Raw genomic sequence first — 14,686 nt, forward strand, 5'->3', positions numbered from 1 at the left:
CGTTTTCCTTTCACTTCGCCGCGGCGTGCCGCAGCGTCCGGTCGAACAGGGTGACCACCAGGAACAGCCCGCCGACGGCGAGCACGAACCAGGCGAGGTGGTGCAGGCCGCCGGTGTCGGCGCGCGGGCCGAAGAAGCCACCGGTGGCCGCCGACGCGACCATCGCGCCGAGGTACATGAACGTGCGCAGCAGCCCGGCCGAGGCGCCGATCCGCTCGGGATCCGCCTGGTAGTACACGGAGTTCTGCAACGCGAGGCCGTTGAGCCCCTGTGGCACGCCGAGCACCACGGCGACCACCACGAGCAGCCAGATCGGGCTGGTCCCGCCGAGGGTGAGCAGCAGCGCGCACGCCGCGATCTGCCCGATCGCGCCGACGAGCAGCTTGCCGCGCAGCTCCTTGTGCCGCCCGGTCAGCGCGGCGAGGCCGATCCCGACCAGGAACACCGGCAGCAGCAGGAGCCCGGCACGGGAGGCGGACAAGCCGCGGCCCTCCTCGAGCCATTGCGTGTAGCCGTACAGGAAGGCGTACGAGACGACGTACGCGAGCAGGCTGCGGGCATACGTGAGCAGCAGCGGGAAGTTCCCGCCGAGCACCCGCAGGTCGAGGAACGGCGCCGTGGTGCGAAGTTCGCGGACGGCGAAGCCGGCGCCCGCGCCGAGGGCGATCACGAGCAGGTACCAGTGCGCGCCGTTCGGGGTCATCAGGAACAGCAAGAGCGACACCAGTGTCGCGGCGAACAACCCGATGCCGGGGAAGTCCAGGCGCACGCGGCCGTCCGGGCGCTGGTGGTGGCGCGGCAGATACAGCGCGCCGAGCATGAGGCAGGCCACGGCCAGCGGGATGTTGACCGCGATCGTGGCGCGCCAGCCGCCCAGGCCGATCAGCAGGCCGCCGAGCGTGGGGCCGATCACGGCGATCGTCTGCGTGGTGATGGACAGCAGGGTGAGCACGCCGCCCGGCCGGTCGTGGCCGGTGCGCTCGGATTCACTGTGGATCAAGGACATCGCGGCCGGGTAGCCGGCGCAGGTGCCGAACCCGAGCAGAACCCGCGCGACGATCAGCACCGGCAGGTTCGGCGCGAGCAGGCCCAGCACCCCCGCGACGCCGACCAGCCCGCTGCCGACGAGGAACAGCGACCGCGGCCCGTACAGGTCCACCAGCCGTCCGACCACCGGCTGGCCGATCGCCGTGGCGAGGTAGAGCGCGGAAACCAGCCAGGCCGTCTGGGCCGGCGGCGCGCCGAGCGCCACCCCGATCGGCACCAGCGACACGGCGATGATCGACGAGTTGACCGGGTTCAGGATCGAGCCCATGACCATCGGCGCGATCAGGCGCCGGTCGAACGCCTCGGGGTTCTTTTGCTTACGCCGCAAGCGGAATCGCGCGGCGACATCGGGAGGTCGGGGTTGGGCCTTCATGGCGCGTCGAGCCTTTCGATCAGGGCCATGGCTTCGATGACCGTCCGGCGTTCCCGCTCGGACAGCCGTTCGTCGAGGGCGCGCACGAGCCATTCCTCCCCGGCTCGGCGCTTGCCCTCGACGAACTCACGGCCGGTTTCGCTGAGGGAGATGAGCTGGCGGCGGCCGTCGTCCGGGTCGGGGCGGCGGTGCGTGAAGCCGCGCTCGTCGAGGTTGGCGAGAGTGGCCGCCATGGACTGCGGGCGCACGCGCTCGGCCGCGGCCAGGGCGCTCATCGACGCCGGGCCTTCCTTGCTCAGGCGGCTCAGCACCGAAGTCTGCGACGGCGTCAGTTCACGGTTGTCGGAAGCGTCCTTCAGCCGCCGGCGGATACGGCTGAAGACCACGCGTATCTCTCGCGCTGCGTACACGGCCGAATCCGATGCGGTGCCCTCGTCCATATCTTCAGAGTAGACTGTTCAGGTAAAACTGTCCAGTTTTACCTGAAGATCTCTTGGGTCACAAGTGGCGACGCACGTCACCCCGGCGTCGCGGAACATAACGGGGCTTGGTGCGTTGTAAGGGGTGTCGGTACGGCGGGCCCCCGGGCTTCACCTTCCGCCTTCCCGGACCGCCGGGTTTTCCCGGACCGGGTCGCGCCACTCGCCGAGAGGCGACCCCCGTACCGATGCCAGACCACCCGCCCCCGCAGCGGCACTCCCCCCAGCCGCGCGAGGACGGGCGCCAGTGCTCCTGCTCCCGGCCGCCGGACCCCCAGCCGGCAGCCACGGGAGTGGGAGCACCCCCGTCCACAAAGGACGCTCCGCCGCGGCGCGGGAACAAACGGGCCGCCGGGGCGTTGTAGAGAGTGTCGGTACGGCGGGCCCCCGGGCCTCACCCACTGCCCTCCCGGACCACCGGCCCCACCGCCGGAGCCGGGTCGCGCCACCCGCCGAGAGGCGACCCCCGTACCGGCACCCCAACCCACCGACCACCCGCCCCAGCGCGCCAACTCCCCCAGACGGCCGCGCGGGGCGGGCTCCCGCTCCTGCTCCTGCCGCCGGACCCACTGCCGCGGCGGGAGCGGGAGCCTCCCGTCCACTGTGGACTATGCGCGGACCGCGGCGACGGGCGTCACAGCTCGGCGCGGGAACACCCGCGGCCCGCCGACGTTGTACAGAGTGTCGGTACGGCGGGCCCCCGGGCCTCACCCACTGCCCTCCCGGACCACCGGCCTCACCGCCGGAGCCGGGTCGCGCCACCCGCCGAGAGGCGACCCCCGTATCGGCGCTCAAGCCCCCGCGTCCACCCGCCGGTTCCCCCCACCGGCGTGGCGGGCGCGGGCCCGTGCTCCCGCACCCGGCCCGCGCGACCCCCCTCGCAGCGACGGGGCGGGAGCACACTCACGTACCCGCTCGCCGGCTCAGCCGGGCCACGGAGCCGCGGTCTGGAGCAGGCCCAGCATGCCCGACACCAGCCGCATCTGGTCGACGGTGCGGATGTCCGCCTCCAGCAGGCGCGGGGAGCAGACCAGGACGGCGACCGACTGCGCGCGCGAGAGCGCCACGTTCAACCGGTTGCGCGAGAGCAGGAAGTCCAGCCCCCGCGGGAGATCCACGGCCGACGAGGACGTCATGGTCGTGATCACCACCGGGGCCTCCTGGCCCTGGAACCGGTCCACGGTGCCCACGCGCACGTCGCCGTGGCCCGCGTCCGAAAGGTGCCGCGAGACGACCCGGGCCTGCAGGTTGTACGGGGCCACCACCAGGAAATCCGCGTCCGCCAAGGGACGGCCCTGCCAGTTGCGGCCGTGCAGCGAGGCAACGATCGCCACGACCTCCGCGGCCTCCTCCACCGAACGGGTGGTGTTGCCGTGATGGTCGACCGACGCCAGGTACAGACCCGAGGCGAAACCTTCCACCGACCGCGACGCCGACGGGTGCGCGTGCAGCAGCCCCGCGTACGAAAGCCGCGAGACCGGCTCGCACACGGCCGGGTGCATGCGCCGCGTCTGGTCGAGGAAATAGCCGAGGTGCGGCGGCATGATGTCCGCCTCGCCGATGAGGTGCCCGAGCGCCGAAGCCTCGGCGCCGGCCGGGTGCGTGCCCTGCACCACCTGCGGCAGCTGCTGCGGATCACCCAGCAGCACCACGTTCTTCGCGCACGTCGACACCGCCAGCGCGTCCGCGAGCGCGAACTGGCCCGCTTCGTCGATCACCAGCACGTCGAACGGCTCTTCGCGCACCGCCGCGTTCGCGAACGTCCACGCCGTACCGCCCACGAGGTGGCCGGCGTCGTGCTCTTCGCGCCACTTGACCAGCGCCGGGTTGGACTTCGGCTGCTCCCACGGCAGCTCCGGGTCCGGCGTGCGCTTCGCGCGTTTCGCGGCGGGCAGGTCGGCGTTGCCGAGCGCGGCCGCGAGCACGTTCTCCACGGCCTTGTGACTGGTCGACGTCACGCCCACGGTCCGGCCGGACCGCACCAGGTGCGCGATCAGCTTGCCCGCCAGGTACGTCTTTCCCGCGCCCGGCGGGCCTTGCACCGCGAGCACCGAGGCGTCGAGCGCGTCGACGGCCTTGATCACGGTCGCGACCAGGTCTTCACCCGGCTCGGGCAGCGGTGCGCCACCGCGCAGCCGGGGCGACGAGCGTCGCAGCAGGTCGACGCCCGGGTGCGCGGGCAGCACCGGCAACGCGTCCACGACGAGCTGCGCCAGCTCGGCCACCGCCTCGTCCTTCGGCGACGGCCGCACGGGGCTGCCGGGCAGCACCGCCGCGGGCCGGTCCGGCGACGTCGCGTCCGGCGCGCTGCTCTCCTCCAGCGTCAGCTCGACGGCCGACGAGCCGATCACCTTGGCATCACGGGAATTCGCGCCGTACCGCAGCCGCACGTCGTCGCCCGGCGCGAACGGGTGCGGCCGGTCCGGGTCGCACGCGAGCACCAGAGTCCGCTTCGCCGTGCGCAGCCGGCCGGACGGCGGCACCCACTCCCCGACGCTCATCGACACCGGCACCGCGCACGTCGTGTCCACCTCGAGGTCACCCAGCGGCGCCGCGAGCTGGCGGAAGAACTCCCACCACGCCGGGTTCGTCTCCCGCCGGTGGTAGCCGACGGACGCGGCGAGCAGCGCGCGGGCGTGGTCGTCCGGGGTGAACTCGGCCGGGTCTTCGGGCAGCCCTTCGATCAGCGGGTCCACGAGTGCCGCCATCGCGGCCGCCCGCTCCGCGCGACGCTGGGCGGCGACGTCCTCTTCGGACGTCCTCAGTAGAGCGTCCTCTTCGGACTCGACGACGGGCGGGACCGGCTCGATGCCCGCTTCTTCCCGTACCTGGTGCAGGAACTCCAGCAGCCGCAACGTCGAAACGCAGTCGTACTCGTTGTAGTCGCCGATGCCGTGCAGCACCTCTTCGGCACGCTCGGTCTCGCCGGCGTGCGAGAGCGTGAGGTACTCCTCGTACGCCTCGATGCTGGACACGGCCGTCTTCACGTCGCCTTCGCGCGCGGCGGGCATGTACAGCGGCTCCAGGTACTTGATGGAGTACGACCGCTGCCCGACGCGCAAAGCCTTACGCACCACCGCGTACAGATCCACCATCGCGCCACTGCGCAACAGCTCGTCCACGGCCTCCTCGCGCGTGCCGTGCACCGCGGCGAGCCGCTTCACGGCCGTCACCTCGTACGGCGCGTAGTGGTAGACGTGCGCGTCGGGGTACTCCGCCAGCCGCGCCGTCGCGAAGTCCACGAAGTCTTCGAAGGCCCGCTTCTCCTGCGCGCGCGAGTGCGCCCAGAACGGCGTGAACCGCTGGCCGTCGGCGTCGGAGGTGACGGCGCCGAAGAGGTACTCCAGGCCGGTGCCCGCGAGCGCGTACGGGTCACCCTCCATGTCGAAGAAGACGTCGCCCGGGCTCGGCGCCGGCAGCTCGGCGAGCGTGTCCGGGCCGATCACCTCGTACGCGAGTTCGCCGGTTTCGTCCTGGCGCACCTGGATCGCGGCCTGCGCACGCAGCGTGGCGAACGTGGTGACGGACATGTCACGCGGCCGGTCCGCCGGCTCGGCGACCGCGAGCGAGTCGATCGTGCCGAGCCCGGCCGTCGCCAGCTTGCGCCGCTGCTCGCTGCGTATCCCGGCCACCAGCGAGAGATCGCGATCGGCTTCGCGCGCCGAAGCACAGTGCTGTGCGTAACCGCAGGCGCCGCACGCGGGCCGCTCGTCGGCCCACAGCTTCAGTGGCAGCCGCGGCGGCCGTGAGCGCAGACGCGAGCGAAGGCGGTCGAGCAACGGCAGGAAGTCGTCGACACGGAGGGTGCGCGTGGTGCCGTCACCGAGCAGCAGGTGCATGTCCGGGCCGGACGGCCAGCCCGCGCGCCGCAGGGCGTCGGCGTACGCGGTCAGCTGCACCACCGCGGCCGGCTTGGCGTGCCGGGCGAGCTTGGTGTCGTAGACCTCGTAACGGCCGTCGTCGTCGCGCAGCAGGAAGTCGGCGCGGCCGGTGAACTCGTCGTCGTGGAACACCGCCTGGTAGACGACGGGCGCCCCGGCCCGCAACGCCTCCGCGGTGGCCTTCGCCGCCACGACGGGGTCGCGCTCTTCGATCTCGACGACCTGGGTCTTCTCGCTCCGCAGCCGCCCGAGCGTGGCCGCCTCGTGCGCGCGGCCGTGCTTGACGGCCAGCTGGTCCGGCCCCGAGCCGGGCCGCGGCGCGCCGGGCAGGCCGGCCGCCAGCGCCTGGGTGAGCACACTCCGGTGCTCGCATTCGAGCAGGTCGGCGAGATCGGACGGCGTGTACATCGCCGCGAAGTCTGACACGGCCACCGACCGGCCCGGACCACCAGGATGCCGACACGCCGCAACGCCGCCAAAGCTCAGCGGCGTGGCGGCAGCGGGATCACGTCGAGGTCGCGGGCCACGTGGATCTCACCGTCGAACGCCTTGGCGGCCTCGTCGCGGAACTGGTCGGCCTCCTCGTACGGGTAGCGCTGCGAGAAGTGGCTCAGCACCAGCGTGCGCGCGCCGGACTCGGCGGCGAGGCGGCCGGCGTCGCCCGCGGTGAGGTGGCCGTAGCGCTCGGCGAGGTCGGCGTCGGCCTCGCGGAACGTGGACTCGGCGACCAGCAGGTCCGCGTCCCGCGCGCAGGCGAACGCGCCCGGGCACAGCCGGGTGTCCATCACGAACGCGAAGACCTGGCCCGGCCGCGGCACGCTGACGTCGGCGAGCCCGATCGTGCGCCCGTCCACGGAGAGCGAACCCTCGCGCTGGAGCCGGGAGACGTCCGGGCCGCGCACCCCGGCCGCGGCCAGCGCGGCGGGCAGCATGCGGACGCCGCCGGGCTCGGCGAAGCGGTAGCCGTAGCAGTCGATGCGGTGGTCGAGGGCGTACGCGGACAGCGGGCCGTCCAGCGGGCCGTCGCCGGTCACCGGCAGCTCGACCAGCTCCGCGCGCTCGTGGAACGACGTCGAGTGCCGCAGCCGGTCGAAGTACACCTGGCCGGACGCCGGGTAGTGGCAGCGCACCGGGTGGGCGACGGCGTCCATCGAGAAGCGCTGGATGACCCCGGCCAGGCCGAGGCTGTGGTCACCGTGGAAGTGGGTCACGCACACCCTGGTCAGCGCGTTCGCGGCGACGCCCGCGTGGATCATCTGCCGCTGCGTGCCCTCGCCGGGGTCGAACAGCACCCCCTCGCCGTCGAACCGCAGGAGGTAGCCGTTGTGGTTGCGGTGCCGCGTCGGCGTCTGGCTGGCCGAACCGAGCACCACGAGCTCGCGCCGTGACATCCCGACATCTTCCCCCGGGCGCGCCCCGGCCGGCCACGGAATTGATCTTCCGATTTCCCCCGGGAAGGCAAACGGCCGCCCGGTTGTATTCCGGGCGGCCGTCATGATCGAAATAGCGGTGCGAATACGAACGGATACGAAAAGCGACCGCCCGCGCAATTATCGTTAAATTCGCGCTACGGATTCCTTAATACCCAGTAGTTCCCGATACCACTGCGCGGCTTCGGCCAGCCGCGCGGCCAGGCCCGGCCCCGCCGGCTCGCCGGTACGGGCCCAGACGCGGCTGCTCTCGTACCAGTGATCCCGCGTGAGCAGGGAGTACTGGTGGTCGCTCAGCCACGGCAGCGCGGCGCGCGTGCGGGCGTGGTGCTCGTCGAACCGCAGGTCAGCGACGGGAAGCGGCAGGTCGAGCGCCGCGCAGACCGAGGTGGCCAGGCTGCGCATCCGCACCGGGCGCGGGTCGGCCACGTGGAACACCTCGCCCGCCCGGCCCAGCCCCGGGTCCAGCGCGAACGCCGCGACGACCCGGGCCAGGTCGCCCACCGCGACGACCGACGTGCGTGCCGAACCCCCGTCGGCCCACGCCGGGACCGCCCGCAGCCAGCGCGCCAGCGCTGGGACCACGTGCCGGTCCCCCGCGCCGTAGACCAGGTGCGGCCGCAGGACGACCCCGCCCGCTCCCCGGACCAGCCGCTCGGCCGCCAACCTGCTCCGGCTGGTGGCCGACGCCGGGTCCGTGACCAGCGGTGACGCCCCCGCCGGCGCGCAGCCGGCACCCGGTGATCCCGGCCCGGGGCCGGGGCGACCGGGGACCAGGTCCGATCCGCTCCCGGCCACCGGGCCGTCGCCGGGCAGCCGCACCGATTCCGCGGCGCCGCGGTGGTCGCCGTCGCGGTAGACCGCGCAGGTGCTCAGGTAGACCGGCCGCCGCACGCCGGCACGACGGGCTTCGGCCAGCAGGTTCCGCGTGCCGTCCTCGTTGACGGCCGTGCACACCTGCGCGTCCCCGCCGATGTGGGAAGCCAGGTGCACCAGGGTGCCCACCCCGGTGCAGACGCCGTCGAGGCCGGCGGCATCGGTGAGGTCACCGCGCCACTCGGCCACACCCGCGCCGGCCATCCACTCCGGGATCGCGCGCCGGACGAGCACGCGCACCCGCGCGCCCGCCCCGCGCGCGACCAGCTCGCGCACCACCGCCGAACCGACGAAGCCGTTCGCCCCCGTGACCAGGATGTCCGTCGTACTGTCCGCCCCCAGGCCGGCAGTCATGACAAGCGCATCGCCAGGGTGCCGACGGCGGCGGCGACACCGTCCTGCTCGAACACCACCCGCACCACGCGGGTCCCGTCCCCGGCCGTCTCGACGTCTTCGGCCACCATCAGGCAGTCGGCGTCGAACTCCACGTACGACTTGAACTCGAAGCTCGCGCGCACGGGCAGCGCGCGCGGGTCGCCGACCTTCAGCAGGGCCACCTGCCGCGCGGCCTCGACCAGCATCATCCCCGGCACGTGGTCCACCGCGTGGTCGAAGAGCACCGCGTGGTCCGGGTCGAACTGCAGCGACCAGACGCCGGGCTCCGCCGTCTCGGCCACCAGCACGTCCTCCGCCCGGTCGCGGCCGACCAGCGCCGGCGCGACGGTGGGCAGCACGATGGCCTGGAACGGCGTCGCCGCGAAGTGACGGCCCCGCAGCCGCCGGTAGACGGCCGAGCAGACCCAGCGCGCGTCGTCCGTGCCGGTGCCGACCAGCTGCCCGTCCCGGTAGCACTCGAACTCGAGCCGCATCCCCCCGTTACGGCCCCGGTACTTCACGTCGTGCGTCGTGACCTGCAGGACCACGTCGATCGGCCGGCCCGTCGTGGCCAGCCCGGCCTCGTCGACCGCGTAGGTCTTGCTGTCGGAAAGGAAGCTGTGACCCTGCGGAACGCCGTAGGCGCGGTGCGCGATCAGCAGCCCGGCCTGACGGCAGGTCTCGGCGTACAGCATCGGATCGTGCGAAGACGGCGTGCAGGGGCCGAAGAAGCTGTGCCGGCGCGGCCACTGCGCGCCGACCTCGAAGCGGTCCGACCCCAGAATGTTCAGATCCGTCACGAAAACCTCCGAGACGGCCGCGCGGTGCACGAGGCTGCGCGGGATCGTCTGCTGGAAGTCGACCACTCTTCCCGGCGGCGCCTCCTCGACGGTGTTTTCGAAAGCAACTTGCGCAGACTTCTGAAGCAGTGTGCCGACCATGTCGGTCCTCCCAGAAAGTATTCCCCAGTTTCCCCAGTACGCCTCTCAATTTCTAGCGGAATCGCGGCCACAAAACCATACCTACCTACCGGTTTTTTTCTCTGGCTTCACGCCACGGCGCGGGGTAAGCTGCTGGCTTGGCGTCCATGACGTCCGTCCATCGGTCCGGTCCGGACCCTCCACCCGGCGACGAGAGGAGCTTGGCGTGGCTCGCCAGGAACGCGCGGAGCAGACGCGGAAGACCATCCTCGAGGCGGCCGCCTCCCGGTTCGACGCGGTCGGCTTCCTCGGCGCGAGCCTGTCGGACATCCTGTCCGAGGCCGGCGTCACGAAGGGCGCGCTGTACTTCCACTTCAAGTCCAAAGAGGATCTGGCCGACGCGCTGGTCCAGGAGCAGTTCTCCGTGCTGGAGGCGCTGCCCGCGCTGGACACCCCCGGCCTGCGGACCGTGATCGACTGGTCCCAGGACATGGCCCAGGGCCTGCAGTCCGACGTCCGCGTGCGCGCCAGCATCCGGCTCGTCATCGAGCAGGGCTCGTTCGTCACGCCGGCCAGCAACGCCTACAAGCAGTGGATCGACATGATCCACGGCTGCCTGCTCGCCGCCAAGGCCGCCGGCGACGTCCGCAAGGAAGTCAACGCCCACGACCTGGCCCAGCTCGTGGTCTCGTCGTTCACCGGCATCCAGCTGAGTTCCCAGGTGCTGACCGGGCGGACCGACCTGCAGGAGCGGGTCGCGTTCATGTGGAGCGTGCTCCTGCCCGCGATCGTGCCGCCGCGGCGGCTGCACAAGTTCGACCCGGCGGGCGCCCCGGCCGAGACGGCCGCCCCCGCCTGAGTGTCCATAAAGGATCAAGAGGTCGGTTGCGCGCCTGACATCCGGCAACCGCGTGAACGCCCGGAAAACCCAGCCCGTCAGCGGCGGGCACTCCGAGCGGCCGGACCGGCGGACCGGGGCTGGGCCCGTTCGATCAGCTGCCACAGCTCGGTCAGGGTGCGGGCCAGGTCGACGTCCGGGCCGATCGCCCCGCTGGCGACCACCGACTCCAGGCCCACGCACGTGACGACCAGCAGCAGGGCGACGGTGTCGAGCGGGAGGTCGCCGGCCAGCTCGCCCGCCGCGTTCGCGTCGGCCACGCACTGGCGGACCTGGCCGAACCAGGCCCGTGAGAACACCACGAACCGCGCGTCCTTCGAGCCCATCTCCCTGGCCAGGCGGAAACTCGCGCCGACCTTCGGGTCGGTCCCGAGCCAGCCCATCAGCGCGCGGCCGAGGGCCTCCAGCCGGCGCAGGGCGGGCTGGGCCGCGCGCACCTGGTGCTCGACGTGCTCGCGCAGGACGGTCACGGCCGCCTGCTGCACCTCGTCGCAGACCTCGTCCTTCGCGGAGAAGTGGAAGTACAGGCCACCCTTGGTGACGCCGGCCTCGCGGGCGATGTCCACCATGCTGGTGGCCGCGTAGCCGTCGCGGTGCAGCAGCACGGCCGCGGCGTCCAGCAAGAGAAGCCGGGTCTGCTCCGCGCGCGCCTGCTTGGTCACCGTCGTTCCCATCTCCTCGGGCCGGTCCGGGGCACGCCCCTGGCCGGCTCAGCCCTACCATGATTACATACCAACCGCCCGGTTTACAAGCGGTCAACTGTGAAAAACCGGCCACAACCGGCATTCACTAGAGGCGAACTGCAGGTAAACAGACCGACCTCCCGGTTTTGTATTGAAAACCGGGAGGTCGGTTTGGTACGCTGCGTCGGTGGGACCGGTCACACGGCCGGCCGACGGGGGCGCTGGGGGCGCCGCCGGCCAGGTCCCCGCCGACGCGGACACCGGAGGTCACTCATGATGAACTACGAAATACTCGGGCAGATCAGAGTCAGCGGCCGTCCCGGTGTCAGCGCGCCACGGGCCCGCAAGATCGAAACGCTGCTGGCGGTGCTGCTGGCCAAGAACAACCAGGTGGTGACCACCGAGTACCTGATCGGCGAGATCTGGGGCGAGCACCCGCCGGCGCGGGCCAGCGCGGCGCTGTACGTCTACGTCTCGCAGCTGCGGAAGCTGTTGCGCGGCACCGGAGAGGCCGACGAGAGCCCGGTGGTCACGAGCCCTCGCGGGTACTCGCTGCACGTCGGCATCGACGAACTCGACGCCGACCGCTTCACCCGCCTGTACCAGGAAGGCCGCGCCCTGCACTGGGACCGCAGCTACGGCCAGGCGGCCACGGTGCTGCGCCAGGCCGCGGACCTCTGGCGGGGCGACGCCTTCGGCGGCTTCACCGACTCGCCCGACCTCCAGGCCTACGCCTCGCTGCTCGAAGAGAGCCGGCTGGAGTGCCTGGAACTGCTGATGGAGACCGAGCTGCTCATCGGGCGGCACCGGGAGGTGGTCGGCCAGCTCTCCGCCCTCGCGAAGGAGCACACGCTGCGCGAGACGTTCTACGAGTACCTGATGACCGCGCTCCTGCGGTCGAACCGGCGGGCCGAAGCGCTGGAGACGTTCGCCTCCGCCCGGCAGAACCTGGTGCAGCAGCTGGGCATCGAGCCCGGCAGCTCCCTGCGGAAGCTCCACCACAGCATCCTCGTCGGCGAACTGTCCGACGCCGTCTGAGCCGAACCCCTCGGCCACACCACGGCCCGGCCCTCCCGCAGCATGCGGAGGCCGGGCCGTTTCCTGCTGTGCGGCCGAAGGGGTTCACTGCGCCGGATCCCGCAGCGGCTTATCGCGGCACACCAAGGGATCCGGCGCGGGTCGTGCTCAGCTGCGGAATACCGAAACCACCGGACCGCCGCTCTGGACCGGCTCGCCGTACCAGCCGCCCCAACGGCTGTCGAGCGCCAGCTCGGCCAGCTCCGCCATCAGGTCCAGCTCGGCGGGCCAGACGTAGCGGGCGGGCAGCTTCGCGCCGGTGAGCAGCACCGTCTGGCGGATGCTGTCGACGCCGGCCACCCACACGTCCGCGGCCCAGCGCTCGGGGTCCGGCTGCAGTCCCTGCACCACCAGCGCGCCGCCGGGCCGCAGCAGCCGGCTCAGGCGCCGTACGAGGCGAAGTTGCTCGCGCTGCACGGAAAACCGCGTGAGCGCGTCAGCGGGGAGGTACACGACGTCGTAGCGCACGCCGCGATCGAGCTGGGCCGCGGCCCGCGACCCGCGGCCCGCGGGGGATACCGGCAGGCAGCTCTCGACGTCGGCGGCGGTGACCGCGTAGCCCTCACCGGCCATCGCGTCGGCGACCGAGCCGCCGCCCAGCGCCAGTACCCGGCCGTGGCGGGCCACGCGGTCGGTCAGCTCGGCGAGGAACGCCACGGTGCCCGCGGGGTCGTCGGCCAGCGGCGCCAGCCACGCGTCGAGCACGTCGGCCGGCTTCTCGTCGATGCGGGTCGGCATCACGCCACCTCACTTCACGGAACTGGTCTTCTCTTCACGAAGTCCCTTGGTCACCCAGCGTGCTCCAGCGACCTAAAGCGGACCTAGTGATCACGCACGGGAAAGGGCGGCCCGCTCGTGGCGGGCCGCCCTTCCGCGGCGACGAGTACTACGGCGCTCAGCCCTGGGAACGCTGGTGGAACTTGCGCACCGCGAGGAACGCGGCGAGCGCCGTGATGGCCACCCACCAGGCCAGCGCGAGCCAGCCCGTGGAGCCGAGCGCCGTGCCGTTCATCAGCGCGCGGACCGCGTCGATCAGGACCGTCACCGGCTGGTTGTCGACGATGACCCGGAGCACGCCCGGCATCGACGCCGTCGGCACCAGCGCGCTGGTGGCGTAGGGGACGAAGACCAGGATCATGCCGAGGCCGCTCGCGCCCTCGACCGTCTTGGCGATCGAGCCCAGCAGCGTGGCGAGCCAGAAGATGCCCGAGGCGAACAGGGCCAGCAGGCCGACCGCGCCGAGCCAGCCGAGCACGCCGCCGCCGGGGCGGAAGCCGATCGCGAGGCCGATCACGACCATCACCACGAGCGAGACCAGGCTGCGCAGCACCCCGGCGACGACGTGGCCGACGAGCACGGCCGGGCCCGCCATGGGCATCGAGCGGAACCGTTCCACCAGGCCGTTGGTGAGGTCGGAGGCGACGCCGACCACGGTGGTGGTGGAGTTGAAGCCGATGCTGACCACGACCAGTCCCGGCACCAGGTAGTCCACATAGGCCATGCCGGGCAGGTTGATCGCGCCGCCGAACATGAAGCGGAACAGCAGGAGCAGCACGATCGGCAGCGAGACCGCCTGGATCAGCATCTCCGGGTTGCGGCTGATGTGCTTGACGTTGCGGCCGATCAGCACCCGGCAGTCGGACAGCGCCAGTGCGATCGGGGATCGGGTGGAGGTGTCGGGGATCTGCTTCCCCTCGGTCTCCCTCGACAGGGTCTGGGTCATCGCTTCTCTCCCGCGGTTCCGGTAAGGGTGGTGAAGACGTCGTCCAGGGTCGGCTCGGACAGCTCGATCCCGGTGGTCTCCAGGCCGGCGTCGGCGACCTGGTTGAGCACCCGCCGGACCTCGGCGGGCTGGTCGATGCCGACGCTGACCGCGGTGTCGAGCACCACGCCGCCGACGATCTGGTGCGCCCTGGCGGCCTCGGCGGCCGTCGCGAACTCCAGCTTCAGCCGCTCGGTGCCGACCTTGCGCTTGAGTTCCGCCGCCGTGCCCTCGGCGACCACGCGGCCCTTGTCGATCACCGCGATCCGGTCGGCCAGCTGGTCGGCCTCGTCGAGGTACTGCGTGGTGAGCAGGATCGTGGTGCCGTTGCTGAGCAACTCGCGGATCGCGTCCCACATCGCCGAGCGGCTGCGCGGGTCGAGGCCCGTGGTGGGCTCGTCCAGGAACAGCACCGGCGGCGAGGTGATCAGGCTGATCGCCAGGTCGAGCCGGCGGCGCATCCCGCCGGAGTAGGTCTTGACCGGGCGGTCCGCCGCGTCCACCAGATCGAACTGCGCGAGCAGCTCGACGGCCCTGCTCTTCGCCGCGGCCGCGGACAGGTGGAACAGCCGCGCCATCATCTCCAGGTTCTCGCGGGCGGTGAGCAGCTCGTCGACGGCCGTGTCCTGGCCGGTCAGCCCGATCTGCTCGCGCACCTTGCGCTTGCGCCCGGCGACGTCGTGGCCGTTGACGGTCACGGTGCCGCCGTCGGCGTCCAGGAGGGTGCTGAGAATCCGCACCGTCGTGGTCTTGCCGGCGCCGTTGGGGCCGAGCAGCGCGAACATCGTGCCGCGCTCCACGCTCAGGTCGACGCCCTCCAGGACGTGGACGTCCCCGTAGGACTTGCGCAGTCCCCGTGCTTCGATCGCATAGCCGGTGACCATC

The 14,686-nt window shown here is 72.0% G+C and carries 12 protein-coding genes; 2 read left to right on the forward strand and 10 right to left on the reverse strand.

Annotated features, from left to right (window positions below; all coding sequences use genetic code 11):
- Positions 1–10: 10 nt before the first annotated feature.
- From BMY97_RS00465 to BMY97_RS00490, 6 genes are all read right to left on the reverse strand, one after another.
- Positions 11–1,375 (reverse strand): MFS transporter, encoded by a 1,365-nt coding sequence (locus BMY97_RS00465; RefSeq protein ID WP_245787066.1) that lies wholly within the window; start codon positions 1,373–1,375, stop codon positions 11–13.
- A 41-nt stretch (positions 1,376–1,416) separates the two neighbouring features.
- A complete protein-coding gene (locus BMY97_RS00470) occupies positions 1,417–1,860 on the reverse strand; it encodes a MarR family winged helix-turn-helix transcriptional regulator (protein WP_091610853.1) in 444 nt (147 codons plus the stop codon).
- 962 nt (positions 1,861–2,822) lie between these two features.
- Positions 2,823–6,188 carry a TM0106 family RecB-like putative nuclease gene (locus BMY97_RS00475; protein ID WP_091612720.1) on the reverse strand — a complete coding sequence of 1,122 codons (3,366 nt, stop codon included), beginning with the start codon at positions 6,186–6,188 and terminating at the stop codon, positions 2,823–2,825.
- A 74-nt stretch (positions 6,189–6,262) separates the two neighbouring features.
- Positions 6,263–7,171, reverse strand: coding sequence for a ribonuclease Z (locus tag BMY97_RS00480; RefSeq protein ID WP_091610856.1), 909 nt, complete (start codon positions 7,169–7,171; stop codon positions 6,263–6,265).
- A 165-nt stretch (positions 7,172–7,336) separates the two neighbouring features.
- Complete coding sequence (locus BMY97_RS00485) at positions 7,337–8,440, reverse strand: NAD-dependent epimerase/dehydratase family protein (protein WP_091610859.1); 1,104 nt, start codon at positions 8,438–8,440, stop codon at positions 7,337–7,339.
- Positions 8,437–9,402 (reverse strand): ScbA/BarX family gamma-butyrolactone biosynthesis protein, encoded by a 966-nt coding sequence (locus BMY97_RS00490; RefSeq protein WP_091610861.1) that lies wholly within the window; start codon positions 9,400–9,402, stop codon positions 8,437–8,439. Before BMY97_RS00490 ends, BMY97_RS00485 begins: the two co-directional genes overlap by 4 nt.
- Before the next feature lie 205 nt (positions 9,403–9,607).
- Here BMY97_RS00490 and BMY97_RS00495 point away from each other — a divergent pair, with 205 nt between their 5' ends.
- Positions 9,608–10,240: a ScbR family autoregulator-binding transcription factor gene (locus tag BMY97_RS00495; protein WP_091610864.1), complete on the forward strand. Its 633-nt coding sequence runs from the start codon at positions 9,608–9,610 to the stop codon at positions 10,238–10,240.
- 77 nt (positions 10,241–10,317) lie between these two features.
- Here BMY97_RS00495 and BMY97_RS00500 read toward each other — a convergent pair whose 3' ends face one another.
- Positions 10,318–10,953 carry a ScbR family autoregulator-binding transcription factor gene (locus tag BMY97_RS00500; RefSeq protein WP_091610867.1) on the reverse strand — a complete coding sequence of 212 codons (636 nt, stop codon included), beginning with the start codon at positions 10,951–10,953 and terminating at the stop codon, positions 10,318–10,320.
- 282 nt (positions 10,954–11,235) lie between these two features.
- Here BMY97_RS00500 and BMY97_RS00505 point away from each other — a divergent pair, with 282 nt between their 5' ends.
- Positions 11,236–12,000, forward strand: coding sequence for an AfsR/SARP family transcriptional regulator (locus tag BMY97_RS00505; protein ID WP_091610869.1), 765 nt, complete (start codon positions 11,236–11,238; stop codon positions 11,998–12,000).
- Positions 12,001–12,147: 147 nt separating this feature from the next.
- Here the strand turns inward: BMY97_RS00505 and BMY97_RS00510 are convergent, their stop codons facing one another.
- From BMY97_RS00510 to BMY97_RS00520, 3 genes are all read right to left on the reverse strand, one after another.
- Positions 12,148–12,777, reverse strand: coding sequence for a hypothetical protein (locus BMY97_RS00510; protein ID WP_091610872.1), 630 nt, complete (start codon positions 12,775–12,777; stop codon positions 12,148–12,150).
- A 157-nt stretch (positions 12,778–12,934) separates the two neighbouring features.
- Positions 12,935–13,762 (reverse strand): ABC transporter permease, encoded by an 828-nt coding sequence (locus BMY97_RS00515; protein WP_091610874.1) that lies wholly within the window; start codon positions 13,760–13,762, stop codon positions 12,935–12,937.
- A complete protein-coding gene (locus BMY97_RS00520; RefSeq protein WP_091610876.1) occupies positions 13,759–14,685 on the reverse strand; it encodes an ATP-binding cassette domain-containing protein in 927 nt (308 codons plus the stop codon). The genes BMY97_RS00515 and BMY97_RS00520 overlap by 4 nt, the downstream gene beginning before the upstream one ends.
- Position 14,686: the final 1 nt, after the last annotated feature.

The sequence above is a fragment of the Amycolatopsis saalfeldensis genome, assembly GCF_900110575.1.
GTDB lineage: Bacteria > Actinomycetota > Actinomycetes > Mycobacteriales > Pseudonocardiaceae > Amycolatopsis > Amycolatopsis saalfeldensis.

Coding starts and splice junctions, on each gene's coding strand:
- BMY97_RS00475 (WP_091612720.1), bottom strand. CDS start 6,188: ATGTACACGCCGTCCGATCTCGCCGACCTGCTCGAATGCGAGCACCGG.
- BMY97_RS00470 (WP_091610853.1), bottom strand. CDS start 1,860: ATGGACGAGGGCACCGCATCGGATTCGGCCGTGTACGCAGCGCGAGAG.
- BMY97_RS00515 (WP_091610874.1), bottom strand. CDS start 13,762: ATGACCCAGACCCTGTCGAGGGAGACCGAGGGGAAGCAGATCCCCGAC.
- BMY97_RS00510 (WP_091610872.1), bottom strand. CDS start 12,777: ATGCCGACCCGCATCGACGAGAAGCCGGCCGACGTGCTCGACGCGTGG.
- BMY97_RS00480 (WP_091610856.1), bottom strand. CDS start 7,171: ATGTCACGGCGCGAGCTCGTGGTGCTCGGTTCGGCCAGCCAGACGCCG.
- BMY97_RS00485 (WP_091610859.1), bottom strand. CDS start 8,440: ATGACTGCCGGCCTGGGGGCGGACAGTACGACGGACATCCTGGTCACG.
- BMY97_RS00505 (WP_091610869.1), top strand. CDS start 11,236: ATGATGAACTACGAAATACTCGGGCAGATCAGAGTCAGCGGCCGTCCC.
- BMY97_RS00500 (WP_091610867.1), bottom strand. CDS start 10,953: ATGGGAACGACGGTGACCAAGCAGGCGCGCGCGGAGCAGACCCGGCTT.
- BMY97_RS00520 (WP_091610876.1), bottom strand. CDS start 14,685: ATGGTCACCGGCTATGCGATCGAAGCACGGGGACTGCGCAAGTCCTAC.
- BMY97_RS00490 (WP_091610861.1), bottom strand. CDS start 9,402: ATGGTCGGCACACTGCTTCAGAAGTCTGCGCAAGTTGCTTTCGAAAAC.